16 protein-coding genes are annotated in these 16,261 nt (G+C 61.9%); 6 read left to right on the top strand and 10 right to left on the bottom strand.

What is annotated here, in order from left to right:
- Positions 1–208 precede the first annotated feature (208 nt).
- Positions 209–1,960, bottom strand: a complete 1,752-nt coding sequence (gene phaC, locus IV454_RS22230; protein WP_206087877.1) for a class I poly(R)-hydroxyalkanoic acid synthase — start codon at positions 1,958–1,960, stop codon at positions 209–211.
- On the opposite strand from phaC, the gene IV454_RS32985 reads away from it, so the two are divergent.
- A complete protein-coding gene (locus tag IV454_RS32985; RefSeq protein ID WP_229521780.1) occupies positions 1,959–2,357 on the top strand; it encodes a hypothetical protein in 399 nt (132 codons plus the stop codon). The genes phaC and IV454_RS32985 overlap by 2 nt on opposite strands.
- A gap of 11 nt (positions 2,358–2,368) precedes the next feature.
- Here the strand turns inward: IV454_RS32985 and pgeF are convergent, their stop codons facing one another.
- The gene (gene pgeF / locus IV454_RS22220) at positions 2,369–3,148 is read right to left on the bottom strand and encodes a peptidoglycan editing factor PgeF (RefSeq protein ID WP_370663794.1); all 780 of its coding nucleotides are present in this window, start codon (positions 3,146–3,148) and stop codon (positions 2,369–2,371) included.
- A gap of 8 nt (positions 3,149–3,156) precedes the next feature.
- A complete protein-coding gene (locus tag IV454_RS22215; RefSeq protein ID WP_206087875.1) occupies positions 3,157–4,206 on the bottom strand; it encodes an RluA family pseudouridine synthase in 1,050 nt (349 codons plus the stop codon).
- Between the two features lie 65 nt (positions 4,207–4,271).
- Here IV454_RS22215 and IV454_RS22210 point away from each other — a divergent pair, with 65 nt between their 5' ends.
- Positions 4,272–5,114, top strand: coding sequence for an outer membrane protein assembly factor BamD (locus IV454_RS22210; RefSeq protein ID WP_206087874.1), 843 nt, complete (start codon positions 4,272–4,274; stop codon positions 5,112–5,114).
- 181 nt (positions 5,115–5,295) lie between these two features.
- On the opposite strand, the gene yaaA is transcribed toward IV454_RS22210, so the two are convergent.
- Positions 5,296–6,066 (bottom strand): peroxide stress protein YaaA, encoded by a 771-nt coding sequence (gene yaaA / locus IV454_RS22205; RefSeq protein WP_206087873.1) that lies wholly within the window; start codon positions 6,064–6,066, stop codon positions 5,296–5,298.
- Between the two features lie 37 nt (positions 6,067–6,103).
- Between yaaA and IV454_RS22200 the strand changes: the two genes are divergently transcribed.
- Complete coding sequence (locus tag IV454_RS22200) at positions 6,104–6,565, top strand: putative toxin-antitoxin system toxin component, PIN family (RefSeq protein ID WP_206087872.1); 462 nt, start codon at positions 6,104–6,106, stop codon at positions 6,563–6,565.
- A 402-nt stretch (positions 6,566–6,967) separates the two neighbouring features.
- Here IV454_RS22200 and IV454_RS33375 read toward each other — a convergent pair whose 3' ends face one another.
- Positions 6,968–7,504 (bottom strand): calcium-binding protein, encoded by a 537-nt coding sequence (locus IV454_RS33375; RefSeq protein ID WP_206087871.1) that lies wholly within the window; start codon positions 7,502–7,504, stop codon positions 6,968–6,970.
- A gap of 446 nt (positions 7,505–7,950) precedes the next feature.
- Positions 7,951–8,487: a calcium-binding protein gene (locus tag IV454_RS22190; protein ID WP_206087870.1), complete on the bottom strand. Its 537-nt coding sequence runs from the start codon at positions 8,485–8,487 to the stop codon at positions 7,951–7,953.
- A 374-nt stretch (positions 8,488–8,861) separates the two neighbouring features.
- Between IV454_RS22190 and IV454_RS22185 the strand changes: the two genes are divergently transcribed.
- The 3 genes from IV454_RS22185 to IV454_RS22175 all read left to right on the top strand — a co-directional run bounded on the left by IV454_RS22185 (position 8,862) and on the right by IV454_RS22175 (position 11,858).
- A complete protein-coding gene (locus IV454_RS22185) occupies positions 8,862–9,053 on the top strand; it encodes a hypothetical protein (RefSeq protein ID WP_206087869.1) in 192 nt (63 codons plus the stop codon).
- Between the two features lie 527 nt (positions 9,054–9,580).
- On the top strand, positions 9,581–10,738 hold the full coding sequence (locus tag IV454_RS22180; protein ID WP_206087868.1) for a pyridoxal phosphate-dependent aminotransferase: 1,158 nt from the start codon (positions 9,581–9,583) through the stop codon (positions 10,736–10,738).
- 22 nt (positions 10,739–10,760) lie between these two features.
- The gene (locus tag IV454_RS22175) at positions 10,761–11,858 is read left to right on the top strand and encodes an HD-GYP domain-containing protein (protein ID WP_206087867.1); all 1,098 of its coding nucleotides are present in this window, start codon (positions 10,761–10,763) and stop codon (positions 11,856–11,858) included.
- 8 nt (positions 11,859–11,866) lie between these two features.
- Here the strand turns inward: IV454_RS22175 and IV454_RS22170 are convergent, their stop codons facing one another.
- The 4 genes from IV454_RS22170 to IV454_RS22155 all read right to left on the bottom strand — a co-directional run bounded on the left by IV454_RS22170 (position 11,867) and on the right by IV454_RS22155 (position 16,261).
- Positions 11,867–12,322, bottom strand: a complete 456-nt coding sequence (locus tag IV454_RS22170; protein WP_206087866.1) for a GNAT family N-acetyltransferase — start codon at positions 12,320–12,322, stop codon at positions 11,867–11,869.
- 72 nt (positions 12,323–12,394) lie between these two features.
- Positions 12,395–13,591, bottom strand: a complete 1,197-nt coding sequence (locus tag IV454_RS22165; RefSeq protein WP_206087865.1) for a tetratricopeptide repeat protein — start codon at positions 13,589–13,591, stop codon at positions 12,395–12,397.
- Positions 13,588–14,478, bottom strand: a complete 891-nt coding sequence (locus IV454_RS22160; RefSeq protein WP_206087864.1) for an ExeA family protein — start codon at positions 14,476–14,478, stop codon at positions 13,588–13,590. The genes IV454_RS22165 and IV454_RS22160 overlap by 4 nt, the downstream gene beginning before the upstream one ends.
- Position 14,479: 1 nt before the next feature.
- Positions 14,480–16,261 (bottom strand): secretin GspD/PilQ domain-containing protein, encoded by a 1,782-nt coding sequence (locus IV454_RS22155; RefSeq protein ID WP_206087863.1) that lies wholly within the window; start codon positions 16,259–16,261, stop codon positions 14,480–14,482.

The raw sequence follows: 16,261 nt of genomic DNA, 5'->3' as shown, positions 1-16,261 counted from the left end.
TCAAGGTTCCACTTATTGCGCCGCAGCGCATGTTGACTGATCACGAAAAAAAAGCGGACTGAGGTCCGCTCCTGACACGCCTACTTTTTGCATTATAGAGTGGATATTCGCAAAAATACCACTTTACCGGGCCGCGTGCAGCAAATAGTGCGCCGCACCCAAATCATAGGTACAGGGCAACCCCCATTGCCCCGTCCCATTGCCCGCCTCAGTCCGCCCGGACCTTGACGTAACGCCCCGGCGCCGGCTCGATCGGCGGGTAGGCCTTGCTGCCCGCCTTGGCCGGCGCCTTGACCTGCTTGCCGCCATGGTCAGCCAGGAAAGCCGCCCATCCCGGCCACCAGCTGCCCTTGTGCTCGGTCGCGCCATCCAGCCATTCCTGCGCCGGCGCGACACTGGCCTTGGCCTTGCTCTTGCCTTTGCCAGCGGGGGGCTGGTCATTGGTCCAGTAACTGCGCTTGTTCTTCGAGGCCGGGTTGATGACGCCGGCAATGTGCCCGGACGCCCCCATCACAAACCGGTTTGCCTGGGCATTCCTTGGGTTGAGAATGTGCATCGAGCCATACGCGGCGCTCCAGGGAACAATGTGGTCTTCCCTGGAACCGTAGACGAACACCGGCGCCTCGATCGCGCCCAGGTCGACCTTCGCCCCGGCCACGGTCAGCTTGCCCGGCACCTTGAGGCTGTTTTCCAGGTAGGTATTGCGCAAGTACCAGCAAAACATCGGCCCTGGCAGGTTGGTGCTGTCGGAATTCCAGTACAGCAAATCGAACGGCGGCGGTTCCTTGCCCTTCAGATAGTTCGACTGCACGTAATTCCACACCAGGTCGTTCGGACGCAAGGACGAGAAGGTCGTGGCCAGGTCGCGTCCCGGCATCAGTCCGCCCTTGGCCAGGGCTTGTTCGCGCATGGCGACCTGGGTTTCGTCGATGAACACTTCCAGCACGCCCGTGTCCTGGAAGTCGAGCAAGGTGGTCAGCAAAGTCAGGCTGGCCGCCGGCTGTTCGCCGCGCGCCGCCAGCACCGCCAGCGCCGTGCTCATGATGGTGCCGCCGACGCAGAAACCGAAGGCATTGACCTTGTCGGAGCCGGAAATGGCGCGCGTGACCTCGATCGCCTTGACCGCGCCGTTCTCGACGTAATCGTCCCAGGTGGTCGTGCCCATCGAGGCGTCCGGATTGCGCCACGACACCAGGAACACGGTATTGCCCTGCTCCACCGCGTAGCGCACCACCGAGTTTTCCGGCTGCAAATCGAGAATATAGAATTTATTGATGCAAGGCGGCATCATCAACAGCGGCACCTGGCGCACGGTCGGCGTGGCCGGGGTGTACTGGATCAGCTGGAACAGTTCGTTTTCGAACACCACCTGGCCCGGCGTGGTGGCCACGTTGCGGCCCACCTCGAACGCCGACTCGTCGGACAGCGAAATGCGCCCTTTCTGCATGTCCGTCAGCATGTTGGCCAGGCCGCGGGTGAGGCTCTCGCCCTTGGTTTCGATGAGTTTTTGCTGGGCTTCCGGGTTCGTCGCCAGAAAATTGGCCGGCGACATGGCGTCAACCATCTGCTGGACGGCGAAACGGATCTTTTGCTGTTCGCGCGGGGCGGCCTCGACGGCGTCGGCCATGGCGGTCAGAAACTCGGCGTTTAACAGGTATGATGCGGCACTGTAGGCGGACATCGGATTCGACAGCCATTCGGGGGCGGCAAAGCGGCGGTCGCTGAGCGCGGGAGTTTTCCCGGCCAGGAATTCCTGCCACAATCCCGCTGCTTTTTGCAGGTAATCGTTGCGCAGCGATTCGAGCGCTTGCGGCGGGATGGTCGCGCCGGCATCCTTGAGCAGGTTGGCCACGGGGCTGGCGTCAAGCGGCGCCGCCTTGAACATCGCCTGCCAGGCGGACGGATCGGTCATTTGCGCCATCCATGCGGAGGCCATCGCTTGCGGGTCGGGCATATTCATGTTTGCGTTCATTGTTTCAATCTTTTCCAAGGAAAGTTGTATGTGGCTTGTCGCTATTGCATGGATCTATGTTGTTGGCCTGATGGCAATTACCGAGCACAGTATTGTCGCAGGGATTATGACGTTTTTGGGCTATTGTGTGTTGCCTTTGTCAATAGTCTGGTACATCGCCGGCTCCAAGATGCGGCGCATGAAGATCGCACACAAAGAGGAACAGGCGCGCCGCGCACGCGCGCAGCGCGAACGCAACGCGGGCCAGCACACTGACGACGAGCCGCGCCGCCACGATACCAGCGACTTCAGCGACGCCGGCGGCGGCGATAGCGGCAGCAGCGACAGCAGTGACAGTGGCGGCAGTGACAGCGGCGGCAGCGACAGCAGCTCCAGCAGCGACTAGCGCCGCCGGCCTCATTCGATCCAGATCAGGCTGGCCTGGCGGCCCGTGACCTGGTCGCGGCGGTAGGAATAAAAGCGGCCGGGCTCACTGGCGGTGCAATAGGTGCCGCCGGAAACATCCGTCACGTTATCGCGTGCCAGCGCGATGCGCGCCAGCCAGTAGATATCGGCCAGATACTTGCCCGGACGCCCGGGACACGGCGTGAAACACTGCGCGCTCTGGCTTTCCTCGTCAGCGCCATCCGCCTCAGCAATAAAACAATCGACCACGTCGCGGCCGACCTCGAACCGGGCCGGACCGATTGCCGGGCCCAGCCAGGCAGTGATCTCGCCGGCACCGGCCGCGCGCATGGCCGCCACGGTGTCGCCCAACACCCCGGCGGCCAGCCCGCGCCAACCCGCGTGCGCGGCGCCCACCACCTTGCCGTCCCTCGACGCGAACAGCACCGGCAGGCAATCGGCCGTCATGATGGCGCACACCACGCCGGGGACCTTGGCGATGCTGGCGTCGCCCACCGGCACCGGCTGGCCCGGCTGCACGCCGGCGGCGTCGACCACGGCCACCCCATGCACCTGCGACATCCAGGCCGGCTCACAAGGCAGCGACTGGCGCAGGCGTGCCCGGTTCAGTCCTACGAGCGCCGCATCGTCGCCGACATGGTCGCCCAGGTTCAGCCCGCCCCCGCCAGCCCCGTCGTCATACGGCGCCGGGCTGACGCCGCCGGGCCGGGTGGTGGCGATGGCCCTGACCCCGGCCGGCATATCCGGCCAGTCGGGCACGATGACATGCACGCCAGGCATCACACCTGCTCGGGCTCGGGGATGCCGGCGCGTGCGATCAGCTCGGCGAAATCATCGGCCAGCGGCACGATCCATTCCATGTCCTCGCCCGTGGCCGGATGCACCAGGCCCAGACGGCGCGCCTGCAGGGCCTGGCGCGGGAAGACCGGCGTCAGGTGCTGCTTGCCGTACACGGCGTCGCCCACCAGCGCGAAGCCGATCGAGAGCATGTGCACGCGGATCTGGTGGGTGCGGCCGGTCTCGAGCTGGCATTGAACCAAACTGACGGGACGACGGTCCAACATACCGGTGGCGATGCGCTGGTAGTGGGTAATGGCCGGCTTGGCCGAGAAATTGGTCGACACAGCCATCTTGACCCGGTCTTTCGGGTGGCGACCCATCGAGGCGTCGATGGTGCTGCTCAGTTGCGGCGTGCCCCAGACCAGCGCAAAGTACTCGCGCTTGACGCTGCGCGCCTGCAATTGGCGCACCAGGTCGGTTTGCGCCGCCAGGGTTTTGCCGATCACCATCAGGCCGCTGGTATCCTTGTCGAGCCGGTGCACGATCCCCGCGCGCGGCACGCCGGCCAGTTGCGGGCAGTGGTGCAGCAAGCCGTTGAGCAGGGTCCCGGACCAGTTGCCGGCGCCCGGATGCACGACCAGACCGGCCGGTTTGTTGATGACGATGATATGCTCGTCCTCGAAGACGATGTTCAGTTCCATCGCTTCCGGCGTGTAGGCCTCGTCTTCCGGCGCGCTTTGTGGCAGGATGACGACCGCTTCGTCGCCGTAGGCGGTGTCTTTGCCGCGCGCGGGTTTGCCGTCGACCAGCACGTGGCCGGCTTCGAACCACAGTTGCAGGCGGCTGCGCGAAAATTGCGGAACCAGGCCGGCAATGACCTTGTCCAGACGGTGGCCGCAAGCGTCCGGCGTCAGTTCAAGGTGGATCGGGGAGAGGTCGATGCCGGGGGCGGCAGGCACGTATTCGTCGCCTGCCTCGTCGTCGAGGTCGATCTCCAGATCGGGGTCTAAGGGCAAATCCGCCGAATTCGGCGTTGGAGTTAATATCACAGCAGTCCCATCGGCTATAATCAGCCTTTCGTTGAATCTCAGTTAATACTCTCTTGCAAAAAGTTATGCAAAAAAAATTATCGCGTGTTGTTGCCCGTACTGTTGCTACTACCGTTGCTGCTTCTCTTCTGCTCGGTTTGTCCGCTTGCAGCTTGTTGCCGGAAAAAACCGACGAGACCAAAAACTGGCCGGTGACGAAATTATACGCTGAGGCACGCGAAGAAATGGCCGGTGGCCACTACGAGGCGGCAATCAAGCTGTTCGAGCGCCTCGAAACCAACTACCCGTTCGGCAATTATGCAGTGCAGGCGCAGATGGAAATCGCCTACGCCTACTACAAGAGCCAGGACCAGGCGCAGGCGCTGGCGGCGGTGGAGCGCTTCATCAAGCTGCACCCGAACCATGCCAACGTCGACTACATGTACTACCTGCGCGGGCTGATCAACTTCAACGACCAGATCGGCTTCCTGAGCTTCGTCTACGAGCAAGACCCGACCGAACGCGACCCGAAAGCGACGCGCGAAGCGTTCGCCGCCTTCAAGGCCCTGGTCGACAAGTTCCCTGAGAGCATCTACGCGGCGGATTCGATTGCCCGCATGAAGTATCTGGTGAATGCGATGGCGCAGTACGAAGTGCACGTTGCCAACTACTACCACGATCGCGGCGCGTATCTTGCGTCGCTGAACCGTGCGATGGCGGCGGTATCGGACTACCAGGATGCGCCGGCGCGCGAAGAAGCGCTGTTCCTGATGATGCGCAACTACGACAAGCTGGGCATGCCGGAGCTGCGCGACGACACCAAGCGCATTTTCGTGCGCAACTACCCGAACAGCAAGTTCCTCGACCCGAACGCCAGCGGCAAATCGTGGTGGAAGTTCTGGGCCAGGTCAAACCGTCCGGCCCGCTGATTGCATTGAGGAAAATGAAAAAGACCGGGGAGACCCGGTTTTTTGTTGGCGCCAGTAGCACGTCGCCCCTTATCGCGTCGACCTAAATTCCGTCGCCCCCGCCGAGTGCCGCCTTGGCGCGGGGGCGACGGTTTTAATGTTAACGTCCTTCGGCGCTATTTGCGATCACGCGCAATTGGCCTCAAACCTCGACCTTGCGCCTGAACACCCACGTGCGGTCGTCGGAATCATGCTTGTCGAACGCATAGCCATCGACCTTGAAACTCTTGAGCTTCTCGGCATCGACAATGCCCTTGACCGCCGCATAGCGCGCCATCAACCCGCGCGCCCGTTTGGCGAAGAAGGAAATGATCTTGTACTTGCCGCCCTTCCAGTCCTCGAACACGGGGGTGACGACCGGCACCGACAGCAGCTTGGGCTTGACCGACTTGAAGTATTCCTGCGACGCCAGATTGACCAGCACCTTGGCCCCCTTGGCAGCAATCGCCTCATTGAGCGCGCCGGTGACGGTTTCACCCCAGAACGCGTACAGGTCCTTGCCCTGCGGCGTGGCCAGCTTGGTGCCCATCTCGAGCCGGTGCGGATGAATCAGGTCGAGCGGGCGCAGCACACCGTACAGCCCGGATAAAATACGCACGCTGTGCTGCGCATAATCGAGCTGGCCCGGCTTGAGGGTGCGCGCATCGAAGCCGGCGTAGACGTCGCCGTTGAAGGCCATGATCGCCTGGCGCGCCTCGCTGGTGTCCTTGCTCCAGCTCGCGTAGCGGCCGACGTTGAGGTCGGCCAGGGTATCGGACAGATGCATCAGGCTGGCCAGCTCGGGCGGCGAATAGTGGCGCAGCACGTCGATCAGCGCGCTGGAACGGTCGAGAAAATCGGGCGTGGTGTGAAGTTCGGTGGTCGGGGGCGTTTCAAGGTCCAGCGATTTGGCGGGCGACAAGACAATCAGCATAAGATTCAATCAACTTACTACGAATAAACAGACCAATATGATACCCGCTCCAGCCAAACGCATCGTGCTCGACACCAATGTCTGCCTCGACCTGTTCGTCTTCCACGATCCGCGCTGGGCCAGCCTGCTGGCCGCCATCGAGCGTGGCGCGGTCGAGGCCGTCACCCGCGCCGATTGTCGCGAGGAATATCTGGTGGTGCTGCACTACAAGCACCTGCCGCTCGACGAAGCGAGCCGCCCGCTTGCGGCGGCGCGCTTCGACGCCTTGATCGCCGTCGTCGCGCCGGACACCAAACCGGTGCGCCTGCCGGTCTGCACCGACCGCGACGACCAGAAATTCCTGGAACTGGCGCGCGATGCGAGCGCCGATATCCTCATTACCAAGGACAAGGCGCTACTGAAACTGGCGCGCAAGACGGCGCAGGCGGGCATGTTCCGCATCATGCTGCCCGAGGCCTGGGTCAAGCTGACAGCTGCGGAACCGGCCGCTCAAACCTGACAACTCCCGCCGGCGCCTGCCGAATCAGCGCGCAACGCACCCGGATTTCACGCGCATTGCCTGTCCGTTGTGGGACTGACTGGACAGTAAAAAATTGTTCTTGCCAGGTTTATTCCATGAGCATGGCGGCATCGGCCGCCAGGCAATTCGTGGAAACATCCCTTCGATCATGCACGGGCCGGCACAGCGCGAGGTAGCGCCGTGGAATGTCCCCTTTGATGGAAGCAGCGAAACGGGGCGCTCATCCGCATCGATGAGTGGCACAACACCCCGCTCGCTCCGGTGGACGCTTGGCCGCGGAGCCTGCGCACGAGCGTCAGCCTGTGCCTGGCGTCGAATTTCCCCGTCTCGTATTTGCACAAAAAATAACTCGACCGGAATCAGGCATGCGGAACTTTGGCGCTAAGTAGGCTCGTAATGAATGCTGCCCGAGGCGATCAACGCGTTCAGACCAACTCCAATCAATTGAATAGTGGCGCCGCCCTCCCTTAAGATCGTATCGCCGCCAACTTGCAACATCTGGTCGAAGACAACCAGTCCGTCATCATTGCTTCCAACCGTTCCGTGAAGGATACGAAGAACGTCACCTTCGGCAAAATTAAAATCGGTGATGATATCGGTTCTACCATGACCCCAGTCGTAAAACCTAAAAATATCCGCGCCGTGTCCACCTGATAAACGGTCGACATCACTGCCGCTACCGCCGCAGATGGCGTCGTTACCGTCGCCACCCTGGATGATGTCGCTTCCCTTGCCGCCATTCAGATCATCATCTCCGAAGCCGCCATCAAGCGTATCGTTGCCGTAGCCTCCGGACAGATAATCGTCGCCGCCCAAGCCTTCGAGAATGTCGTTGCCGCTATTTCCTATCATCTTATCGTCGAAATTATCGCCCGTGAAATGATCGTCGGACTCGCTACCATACCAAAGTTTAGCCATTTTAATAATCGTTTTCCTGTTAGAAATAATAATCAAAAATCCTTATCCGGCAATGCGATGCCGATGGCTTGTTCGCTGCGTGAAGGCCCATAGGTTGCAGTTCGTTTCGTACCCCATGATGCTTTCTCAGGCAGATATGCCATAATGATAATTGTCGTTATTCTTGTCGAATATATTTTTCGCAACAATTTGTGAGCGTTCAGCGATGCATTTGGGGCATCATATTCACCAAATGAGCGACGAGTGGGTGAGTTCGTTCACGTCCTCCCATGCTGCCCGAAGCCAGGGTCAAGCTGGCGGCTGCGGAGCCGGCCGCTCAAGCCTGACAGCTCCCCCGCCGACGCATTCCTGCGCACAACGATCAGCCTGTGCCTGGCGTCGAATTTCCCGTCTCGCACTTGCGCAAAAAGCAATTCAACCGGAATCAGGCATGCGGAACTTTGACGCTAAGTAGGCAAATAATGAATGCTGCCCGAGGCGATCAACGCGTTCAGGTCAACGCCAATTAATTGAATAGTGGCGCTACCCTCCTTTAATATCGTATCGCCGCCCACTTGCAACATCTGGTCGAAGACAACCAGTCCATCATCATTGCTTCCAACCGTTCCGTGAAAGATCCGAAGAACGTCACCTTCGGCAAAATTAAAATCCGTGATGATATCGGTTCTGCCATGACCCCAGTCGTAAAAATCAAAGGTATCCGCGCCGCGTCCACCTGATAAACGATCGACATCGCTGCCACTACCGCCGCAGATGGCGTCGTTACCGTCGCCACCCAGGATAATGTCGCTTCCCTTGCCGCCATTCAGATTGTCATTTCCGAAGCCACCATCAAGTATATCGTTGCCGTAGCCTCCGGACAGATAATCGTTGCCGCCCAAGCCTTCGAGAGTGTCGTTGCCGCTGTTCCCTATCATCGTTTCGTCGAAATTATCGCCAGTAAAATGATCGTCGGACTCGCTACCATACCAAAATTTAGCCATTTTAATAATCGTCCTTTTTTAAAAATAATAATCAAAAATCCTCATCCGGAATTGCGATGATGGCTTGTTCGCTGCGTGGACGCGCATAGGTGCAGCTCGCTGCGTACCCGCATGATGTCTTTACAGGCATAAATGTGATAATGATAATGATCGCCATTCTTGTCAAGATTTATTTTTTCGCAACAATCTGTGAGTATTCAGCGACGCGTTCGGGCCACCATGTTCACCAAATGTGCGGCGAGCGGGTGAGTTCGCTCAGTCTCGATATGCTGTCCAATGTGTTGAAAGGCCAAAGCAGAAAGCCTTGCGGCGCTTGACTTTCTTGTCGACATAACGCCGCATCAAAGCCATTTCCTGCATCTTAAAAAAATTGCTTGTGGCTGAAATTAGATACCACAACATTCGACAAGCTGGGTTTGGCAGCTGAAAAAATCAGGGCTTTGAATGGCAACTACGTGACGATTGAGGGGATTTTTAGCGATAAAATTCTGGCGCAGATGCATATGAATAGCGGGGCGATCGTAAGGATCACGCGCCATGAATCGAGTGGCAGGAGGCGAGCCTGAAGTCATACCGTTATACACATCTTTTCCCGCTCAGCGCTACTTGAGCCCAGAGCGGCGATTTTCATGAAATTTTGCCCAAAAATTAGGCAGAAATGTGGGCGTTTGGCATCAGTCGCATCATTTCTGCGTTCGCCCATGCTGGTGGCGACCGGAGCAAGGCCGCTGCAAGTCACTGATTTTGTTAATGAAAAAAGATGTGTATAACGATATGGCCTGAAGTGGACTCCCCAGTGGAACTATCCTTGATGCATGGCCAGGAAGCGACTAGCGATTGAGATTATTGAACTCGCTGAGCCAGGTGAAACCGCAATAATGAGATCGCCGAGAGAATTTCAAAAAACAATCAAGAAACGGCGACTTCCAGGAACCTGCTCATAAAGCATTGTCGACTTCAGCTCAAGCCGGTCGGCATGGGACATTCGACAGCCCTGCTGTCGACCGCCCCGGCGAATAAGGCAGGCCAGCACCGGCCGCCCGCGCCTGCGCCTGCGCTAGAATAGTTATTCCCTTCACTATCCGAACGCTCCATGTCCACTCCCGTCCTGCATACCCGCCTGCCCGCCGTCGGCACCACCGTCTTTTCGCTGATGTCGGCGCTGGCCAGCGAGCATGGCGCGGTCAACCTGGGCCAGGGCTTTCCCGATTTCGCCTGCGACCCTGCCCTGCTCGATCATGTCGACACGGCCATGCGCGCCGGTCACAACCAGTATCCGATGATGACCGGCGTGCCCGCCTTGCGCGAAGCTATCTCCGCCAAGATTGCCGCCCTCTACGGCGCACAATACAACCCCGCCAGCGAGATCACCGTCACCGCCGGTGCCACCCAGGCCTTGACCACCGCCATCCTGTGCTGCGTGCACCCCGGCGACGAAGTGATCGTCATCGAACCGGCCTACGACAGCTACCTGCCCGCCATCACCCTGGCCGGCGGCGTGCCAGTGCCGGTCGCCATGCAGCTCGGCGAGCAAGGCTACAGCGTGCCGTGGGACCGCATCGCCGCGGCCGTCACCCCGCGCACGCGCCTGATCGTCATCAACACCCCGCACAACCCGACCGGCTCGATCCTGCGCGCGCCCGACCTGCACGCCCTGGCCGACATCGTGCGCGGCAGCGACATATTGATTTTGTCGGACGAAGTCTACGAACACATGGTCTACGACGGCGCGGGTCACGAGTCGGTATGCCGCTATCCGGAACTGGCCGAGCGCAGCTTCGTGGTATCGAGTTTCGGCAAGACTTACCACGTGACCGGCTGGAAAATCGGCTACGTCGCCGCGCCCGCCAGCCTGATGGCGGAGTTCCGCAAAGTCCACCAATACAATGTCTTCAGCGTCAACACGCCGATGCAGCACGGCCTGGCCACCTACATGGCCGATCCGGCCCCGTACCGCGACCTGCCCGCGTTTTACCAGCGCAAGCGCGACCTGTTCCGCGACGGCCTGAAAGGCTCGCGCTTCACGTTGTTGCCAGCCGACGGAACTTATTTTCAGTGCGTCAAGTATGAGGCGATTTCGCCTATACTGGAGTCGGATTTTGCACAATGGCTGACCACCGACATCAAGGTCGCCGCCATTCCCGTCTCGGCGTTTTACAGCCAGGGCCGGGAGTCCGGCATTGTGCGTTTTTGCTTCGCCAAGAAAGACGAAACCTTGCGCCTGGCGCTGGAGCGCCTCGCAAGACTGTGATTCACCAGGCTGGAACATCATCATGGCAATCAGGCGCATCACCCTGGCAGATCTGGCATTCGGCGAACCGCTGCGCTGGGATATTTTCAGCACGCCCTCGTCGAACCGTCCGCTGCTGCAAAAAGGCCAGGTCCTCGCGCCCGGCCAGCTGGACGACTGGATCGAAGCCGGCCTGTACGCCGAAGCCTCGTCGCCGGTGTCGGTGCTGCAATCGCTGAACCAGATCAACCGCCGCCTCGAACGCACCCTGATGGACTTGCGCGACCAGGGCAGCGCCGACCGCGAACTGCGCGCCATCGCCGAAGACCTGATCGCCACCGTCGAACGCGGTGCCGACATCGCCCTGGCCGCCATTTTCCTCAACCAGATCGCCGGCGCCTATGCCGTGCGTCATTGCACCGAGGCGGCCGTCGTCGCTTGCCTGATCGCGCGCGCCATGCTCAAGACACCGGCCGAAGTGCTGGTGATCACGGCCGCCGCCCTGAGCATGAACGTGGGCATGGTACGCCAGGCCGAACTGTTCCAGAACAAGGATGGCGCGCTGTCGCACGAAGAACGGGCGCTGGTGCGGCGCCATCCCTCGGCCAGCGTCGACATGCTGCGCTTTGCCGGCGTCAGCGACGACGCCTGGCTCGACCTGGTGCTGATGCATCACGAAAATGACGATGGCAGCGGTTATCCGGCCGGCAAGCTGGGCGACGAGATTTCGCAAAACGCCAAGCTGATCGGGCTGGCCGACCGCTATTGCGCCTTTGTCTCGGCGCGCAATTACCGGCGCTCCCTGCTGCCGCCGGTGGCCCTGCAACGCTTATGCGCAGGTAACGAGATGCCCTACGACCAGATCGTGCTCGGGCATTTCGCCACGCAGATCGGCGCCTATCCGCCCGGCACCCTGGTGCGGCTGGAGAACGGGGAGCTGGGCGTGGTGGCGCGACGCGACGAGGACGGCGCGGGGCTGGCGGTGCACGTGCTGCGCGCGGCCGACGGCAAGACCTTGCCCGAGGCGCAGCAGCGCCTGACCAGCCAGCCCGGCTGCGCGATCGCGGAAGCCCTGCATGAAGACCATGCGAAGTTACGCTTTCCGATGAAGCAGATCTGGGGCGAGCTGGCCAGTTTGTAGCGCCAGCCTCAGGCTGCGATGCGCTTTTCCATGAATATACTCATCGGATCGTCCTTGTAATCGCCATACGGTCCGCGCCGCGCATAGCCGGCCGATATATACATTCCCATCGCCTCGGGCTGGAACGGTCCGGTTTCTAGCCGGAACACCTGACAGCCCGCCGCCATGGCCCGCGCTTCGAGCAATGCCATGAGCCCCCTGGCGACGCCTTGCCCCCGGCTCCGGGGACTGACATACAGGCGTTTGACTTCGCCAAATTCCGGTTCGAGCACGATCGCCCCGCAGCCGATCGCCTGGCCCGTACTGTCCCTCGCCACGGCAAACAGGACATTCGATTGCTTTAACGACGCCAGGTCCAGCGCATACCTGCATTCCGGCGGGTACAGGCTGTCCTGGTAAGCATCGAGTTCGGCGATGAGGGCGGTCACGTCAGGCTGGTCGGGCGATTCGTTGGCGATGCTCATGGCTGGATAAGGAAATTGACGTGGGAGAATAATAATACGTCACGTTTCCGAACCTTGCAGGGCCGCGGCATGTCAGCGCCCCAATGCGCCCACCTTGCGCTCGACAAACCCCTGCAACTCGGGCGACAAGGTCCCCGCCGCCCGGGCGCGCTGGAACGCCGCCAGCGCTTCCGGGAGCCGCTTTTCGGCTTCCAGCGAGATCCCCAGTCCCATCGACCACACAGCATTGTCGGGCGTGCCGCGCAGCGCGGCCTGATACTGCTCCACCGCCTCCTGGTGGCGCCGCTCGCGCTGCAGCGCGCCGGCCAGGAAGGCGTGGTACTCGCCATTGCCCACGGCCGCCGGCAAGCTCGCCATCAGGGTCGCTACCCCGGATCCGCCGCTGTCGATCTGCAGGCGCGCCAGCAGCATGGCCATGGCCGGCTGTCTGGTGTCGAGCGCCAGCCCGGCCTGCAGCAAGCGCATCGCCTCGTCGGTGCGGCGCTGCTCGATCAGGATGCCGACCAGGGTCTGGCGCGCCGCCTCGTGGCGCGCATCGATGCCAAGCGCCTGCTCCAGCTGCGCCACCGCCTCCGCTATGCGCCCTTCCTGCAGGCTGGCCAGGGCGCGCCGGTAAGCGCCCTCGGCACCCAGCCCGGCCGGCGCCTGACGTCCGGACTGCGGCGCCACCTCGACGTCCGTTTCCAAGGTCTTCGTGCGCAGTGGGGCCGCCGGGCGATTTTTGCCGGCTTCAGCCGCGGCCACCTCCGGCTCCCGGCTGCGCCTGATCCGCTCCCGTTCCGTCCGCGCCAGCGCGGGAAGCTCCTTCTGCGCGGACTGCCCGGCGGGCAATCCCTTGTCCGTTACCGCAGGTGCAGCCAGGGAAGCATCCCGGGTGCTCTGAAGCAGCGTCTTTTGCATCTTTTCCAGCTCCGGAATACGCCTGAGCGTGGACGACTCCGTTGCCGGACTAGCCGCAGGCTGCGGTGGCGGCGGCGTCGTCGCCACTCTCGCAATCTGGGGCGGCTGGACGGCTTGCGGCAGCGGCAATTGTTCCGGCGGCTTGATCACGAGCTGCGGGCCCGGCGCCACCGGCTGCTGGTGCAGGAAACGCCAGCCGATCGCCGCGCCTGCGCCCAGGATCAGCACGCCCGCCAGCGCCCCCATCACCACCGGCAGCGGCACGGCGCGCTCGCTGCGCCCCACCGGGCGGATATCGGCCGGGGCGCCATCGGCGCCGGGCGCGCCGCGCTTGTCGAGGTCTTGCAGCATCTTGTTGATCAGACTCATGTGTTCAAGGCCCAGGTAAGTCCCCCGCCCGCCGCCAGGGTCAGCGCCAGCGCGACAAACCAGGGCCACAGACGGCGCCTGGCGGAAATGGTATCGCGCATCGCCGCGCGCACGTGGCGGCGGCTCACTTGCTGCTTGCCCTGCCCGTAGCACAGCATCAGCGCCTTGTGCGCGAGGATGTTGACCAGCCGCGGAATGCCGCCGCTGGCCGCATACAGCGCGCCTACCGCCGGCCGGCTGAACAGGCGCGCGCCGGTGAAGCCGGCCACCCGCAGCCGGTGCGCCAGGTAATACTCGACGTCGTCGCGGGTCAGCGGTCCCAGATGGTAGTGAAAGGTGATGCGCTGGGCCAACTGGCGGATCGATCGCAGGGCCAGGTTGCGGTTCAGCTCGGGCTGGCCGAACAGCACGATCTGCAACAGCTTGCGTTTTTCGGTTTCGAGGTTGGTCAGCAGGCGCAGCGCTTCCAGGCTGTCGATGGGAATCGCCTGCGCTTCGTCCAGGCACAGCAGCACGCGCTTGCCCTCATTGGCCAAGGCCAGCAGCCTGTGCGTGATGGCCTTGATCAACTGATGCTGGTCGACATTTTTGTCCAGCACCACTTCCAGTTCGTCGGCCAGGGCCAGCATCAGGGTGCGCGGTTCCAGGTAGGGGTTGGGAATGTAGGCGGTGAAGAAAGTGTCGCCCAGGGTCGCCATGAATTTACGGCACAGCAAGGTCTTGCCGGTGCCGACTTCGCCGGTGATCTTGATGAAGCCTTCGCCATTCCTGGCGGCCACCAGCAGGGTATTGAGCGCTTCCTGCGAATGCGGGCTGGTGAAAAAGAAACTCGTGTCCGGGGTAATGCCGAACGGGACTTCGCGCAGGCCGAAGTGCGAGGTGTACATGTCAGCGGCGCCCCGCCGCGTTCGGGTCCAGGTCGTCGAAGCGGCGGCTGGTGTCGAGCAAGTCCTGATTCCAGCCATTCGGGCCGTCGACGATGGTCGGCTTGATCAGCACCACCAGTTCGCGCTTCTGGTTGACATTGGCCTTGTTGCGGAACAGGTTGCCGATCACCGGCAGACTACCCGCGCCCGGCACTTGCGAACCGTCGGCGGTCGAGGATTGGCGCATCAAGCCGCCAATGGCGACCACCCGCCCATCCTGGCCGCGCACCATGCTGTCGATTTCCGACGTGGACGAGGCCGCCAGCGGCAGGCTGAGGTTGCCGGCGCTGCCCAGGCTGACGGACTTGCTGACCGTCGTCACCTGGCTGACCGAAGGATGCACGTGCAGCAAAATATTGCCCTTGTCATCGATCTGCGGGGTCACGTCGAGCACCACGCCGGAAAAGAAGGGTTGCAAGGTCACGCTCGGGCTGACCGTATTATTGGTCGCGCCCGTGCTGGTGGTGGTCGACACGCCGGTCACGTAAAACTCGTCGGTGCCGATCTTGAGCACGGCTTTCTGGTTGTTGATCGTGGCAATGCGCGGGCTCGATAGCACGTGCACGGTGCCTTGCGATTCCAGGAAGGAAATCAGCGCGGCGAAATTGCTGGTCTGGAAGGCCAGTCCGAACATCGATCCGGCCGCCGACGCCGCATTCGAGAGCAGGAAGCCGGTGCTGGCGGCAATGCCCTTGCCATCGGTGATGACCGGCGGCTGGCCGCCGTCGAACGGCAGCGGCCTCAAGGTGGTGCCTGGTGTGAGCAAGCCGGTCGAGACACGGTTGCCGTGCGAGCCGGGGAAGGAGGCGAACGAAGCCCAGTTGATGCCGCTCTGGTAGCTGTCGTTCAATTCCACTTCGAGGATCTTGGCTTCCAAAATCACCTGGCGCCCGACTGACAGCTGGGTCGCCTTCAGGAACAGGTCGACATTGCGCAATTCCTCCGGCATGGCGCGGATCACCACCACACCCGACTGCGGATTGACCACCACCGTGCGGCCATCCTCTTTCGACCCGATAATGGCGCCGATCGAGGCCTTGAGTTCGACCCAGAAATCGCTCTCCGAGGTGGTGCTGACATTGCTGCTGTCGGCACGCTCGGTGGTGCTGCCCTCGCCGCCCTGGTTGTTGTTATTGTTATTGCCGCTGCTATTGTTGCCCTGCCCCGAGCTGCCGCTGCCGCCACCGCTGTTGCTGGTGCCGGCATTCGAAACCGAGGTGGAGGTCACGCGCAGATTCGATTTGCCCTTGCGGTTGCCGACCAGGTAGTTGACCTGGAACATGCGCGTCTGCATGGTGAGCGGCTTGATCGAGACGCGGTTGCCCTCGATGCGGTAGTCGTAGCCGTACATTTCGCGCACGGCGTCGAGCGCTTCGGCCAGGGTCACGTCCTTCAGGTTGGCGCTGATGTTGCCGCTGACCTCGGGATGGATCAGCATGTTGTAGCGCGTGCCGGTGGCGATCGAATTGAAGAATTGCTGCGCCGGCACGTTGTTGAAGCTGACATTGAAGCGTTCTTCGAGCGCTTGTCGCGACTTGGGCAATTGCCCGGCCAGGGCCGCGACCGGCGGCAGCAGGGCCGCCGCCACCGGATCGTCGGGCCGCGCCGTGGCGGGCACGGGGCGCGCGGCGGCCGCCACCTGGGCGGTGATGTTGTCGTAGGTGTCGCGCTTGGGCGTGGCCTCGCAGCCGGCCAGGAGCGCGGCGCTTGCCATCACGAGGTATACCACACGGTGTTTTTGCAT

Origin of the sequence: Massilia antarctica (genome assembly GCF_015689335.1) — a bacterium.
Classification (GTDB): Bacteria; Pseudomonadota; Gammaproteobacteria; order Burkholderiales; family Burkholderiaceae_D; genus Telluria_A; species Telluria_A antarctica.
Note: the sequence above shows the minus strand (reverse complement) of the source record. Positions and strands in the feature narration are given on the sequence as shown.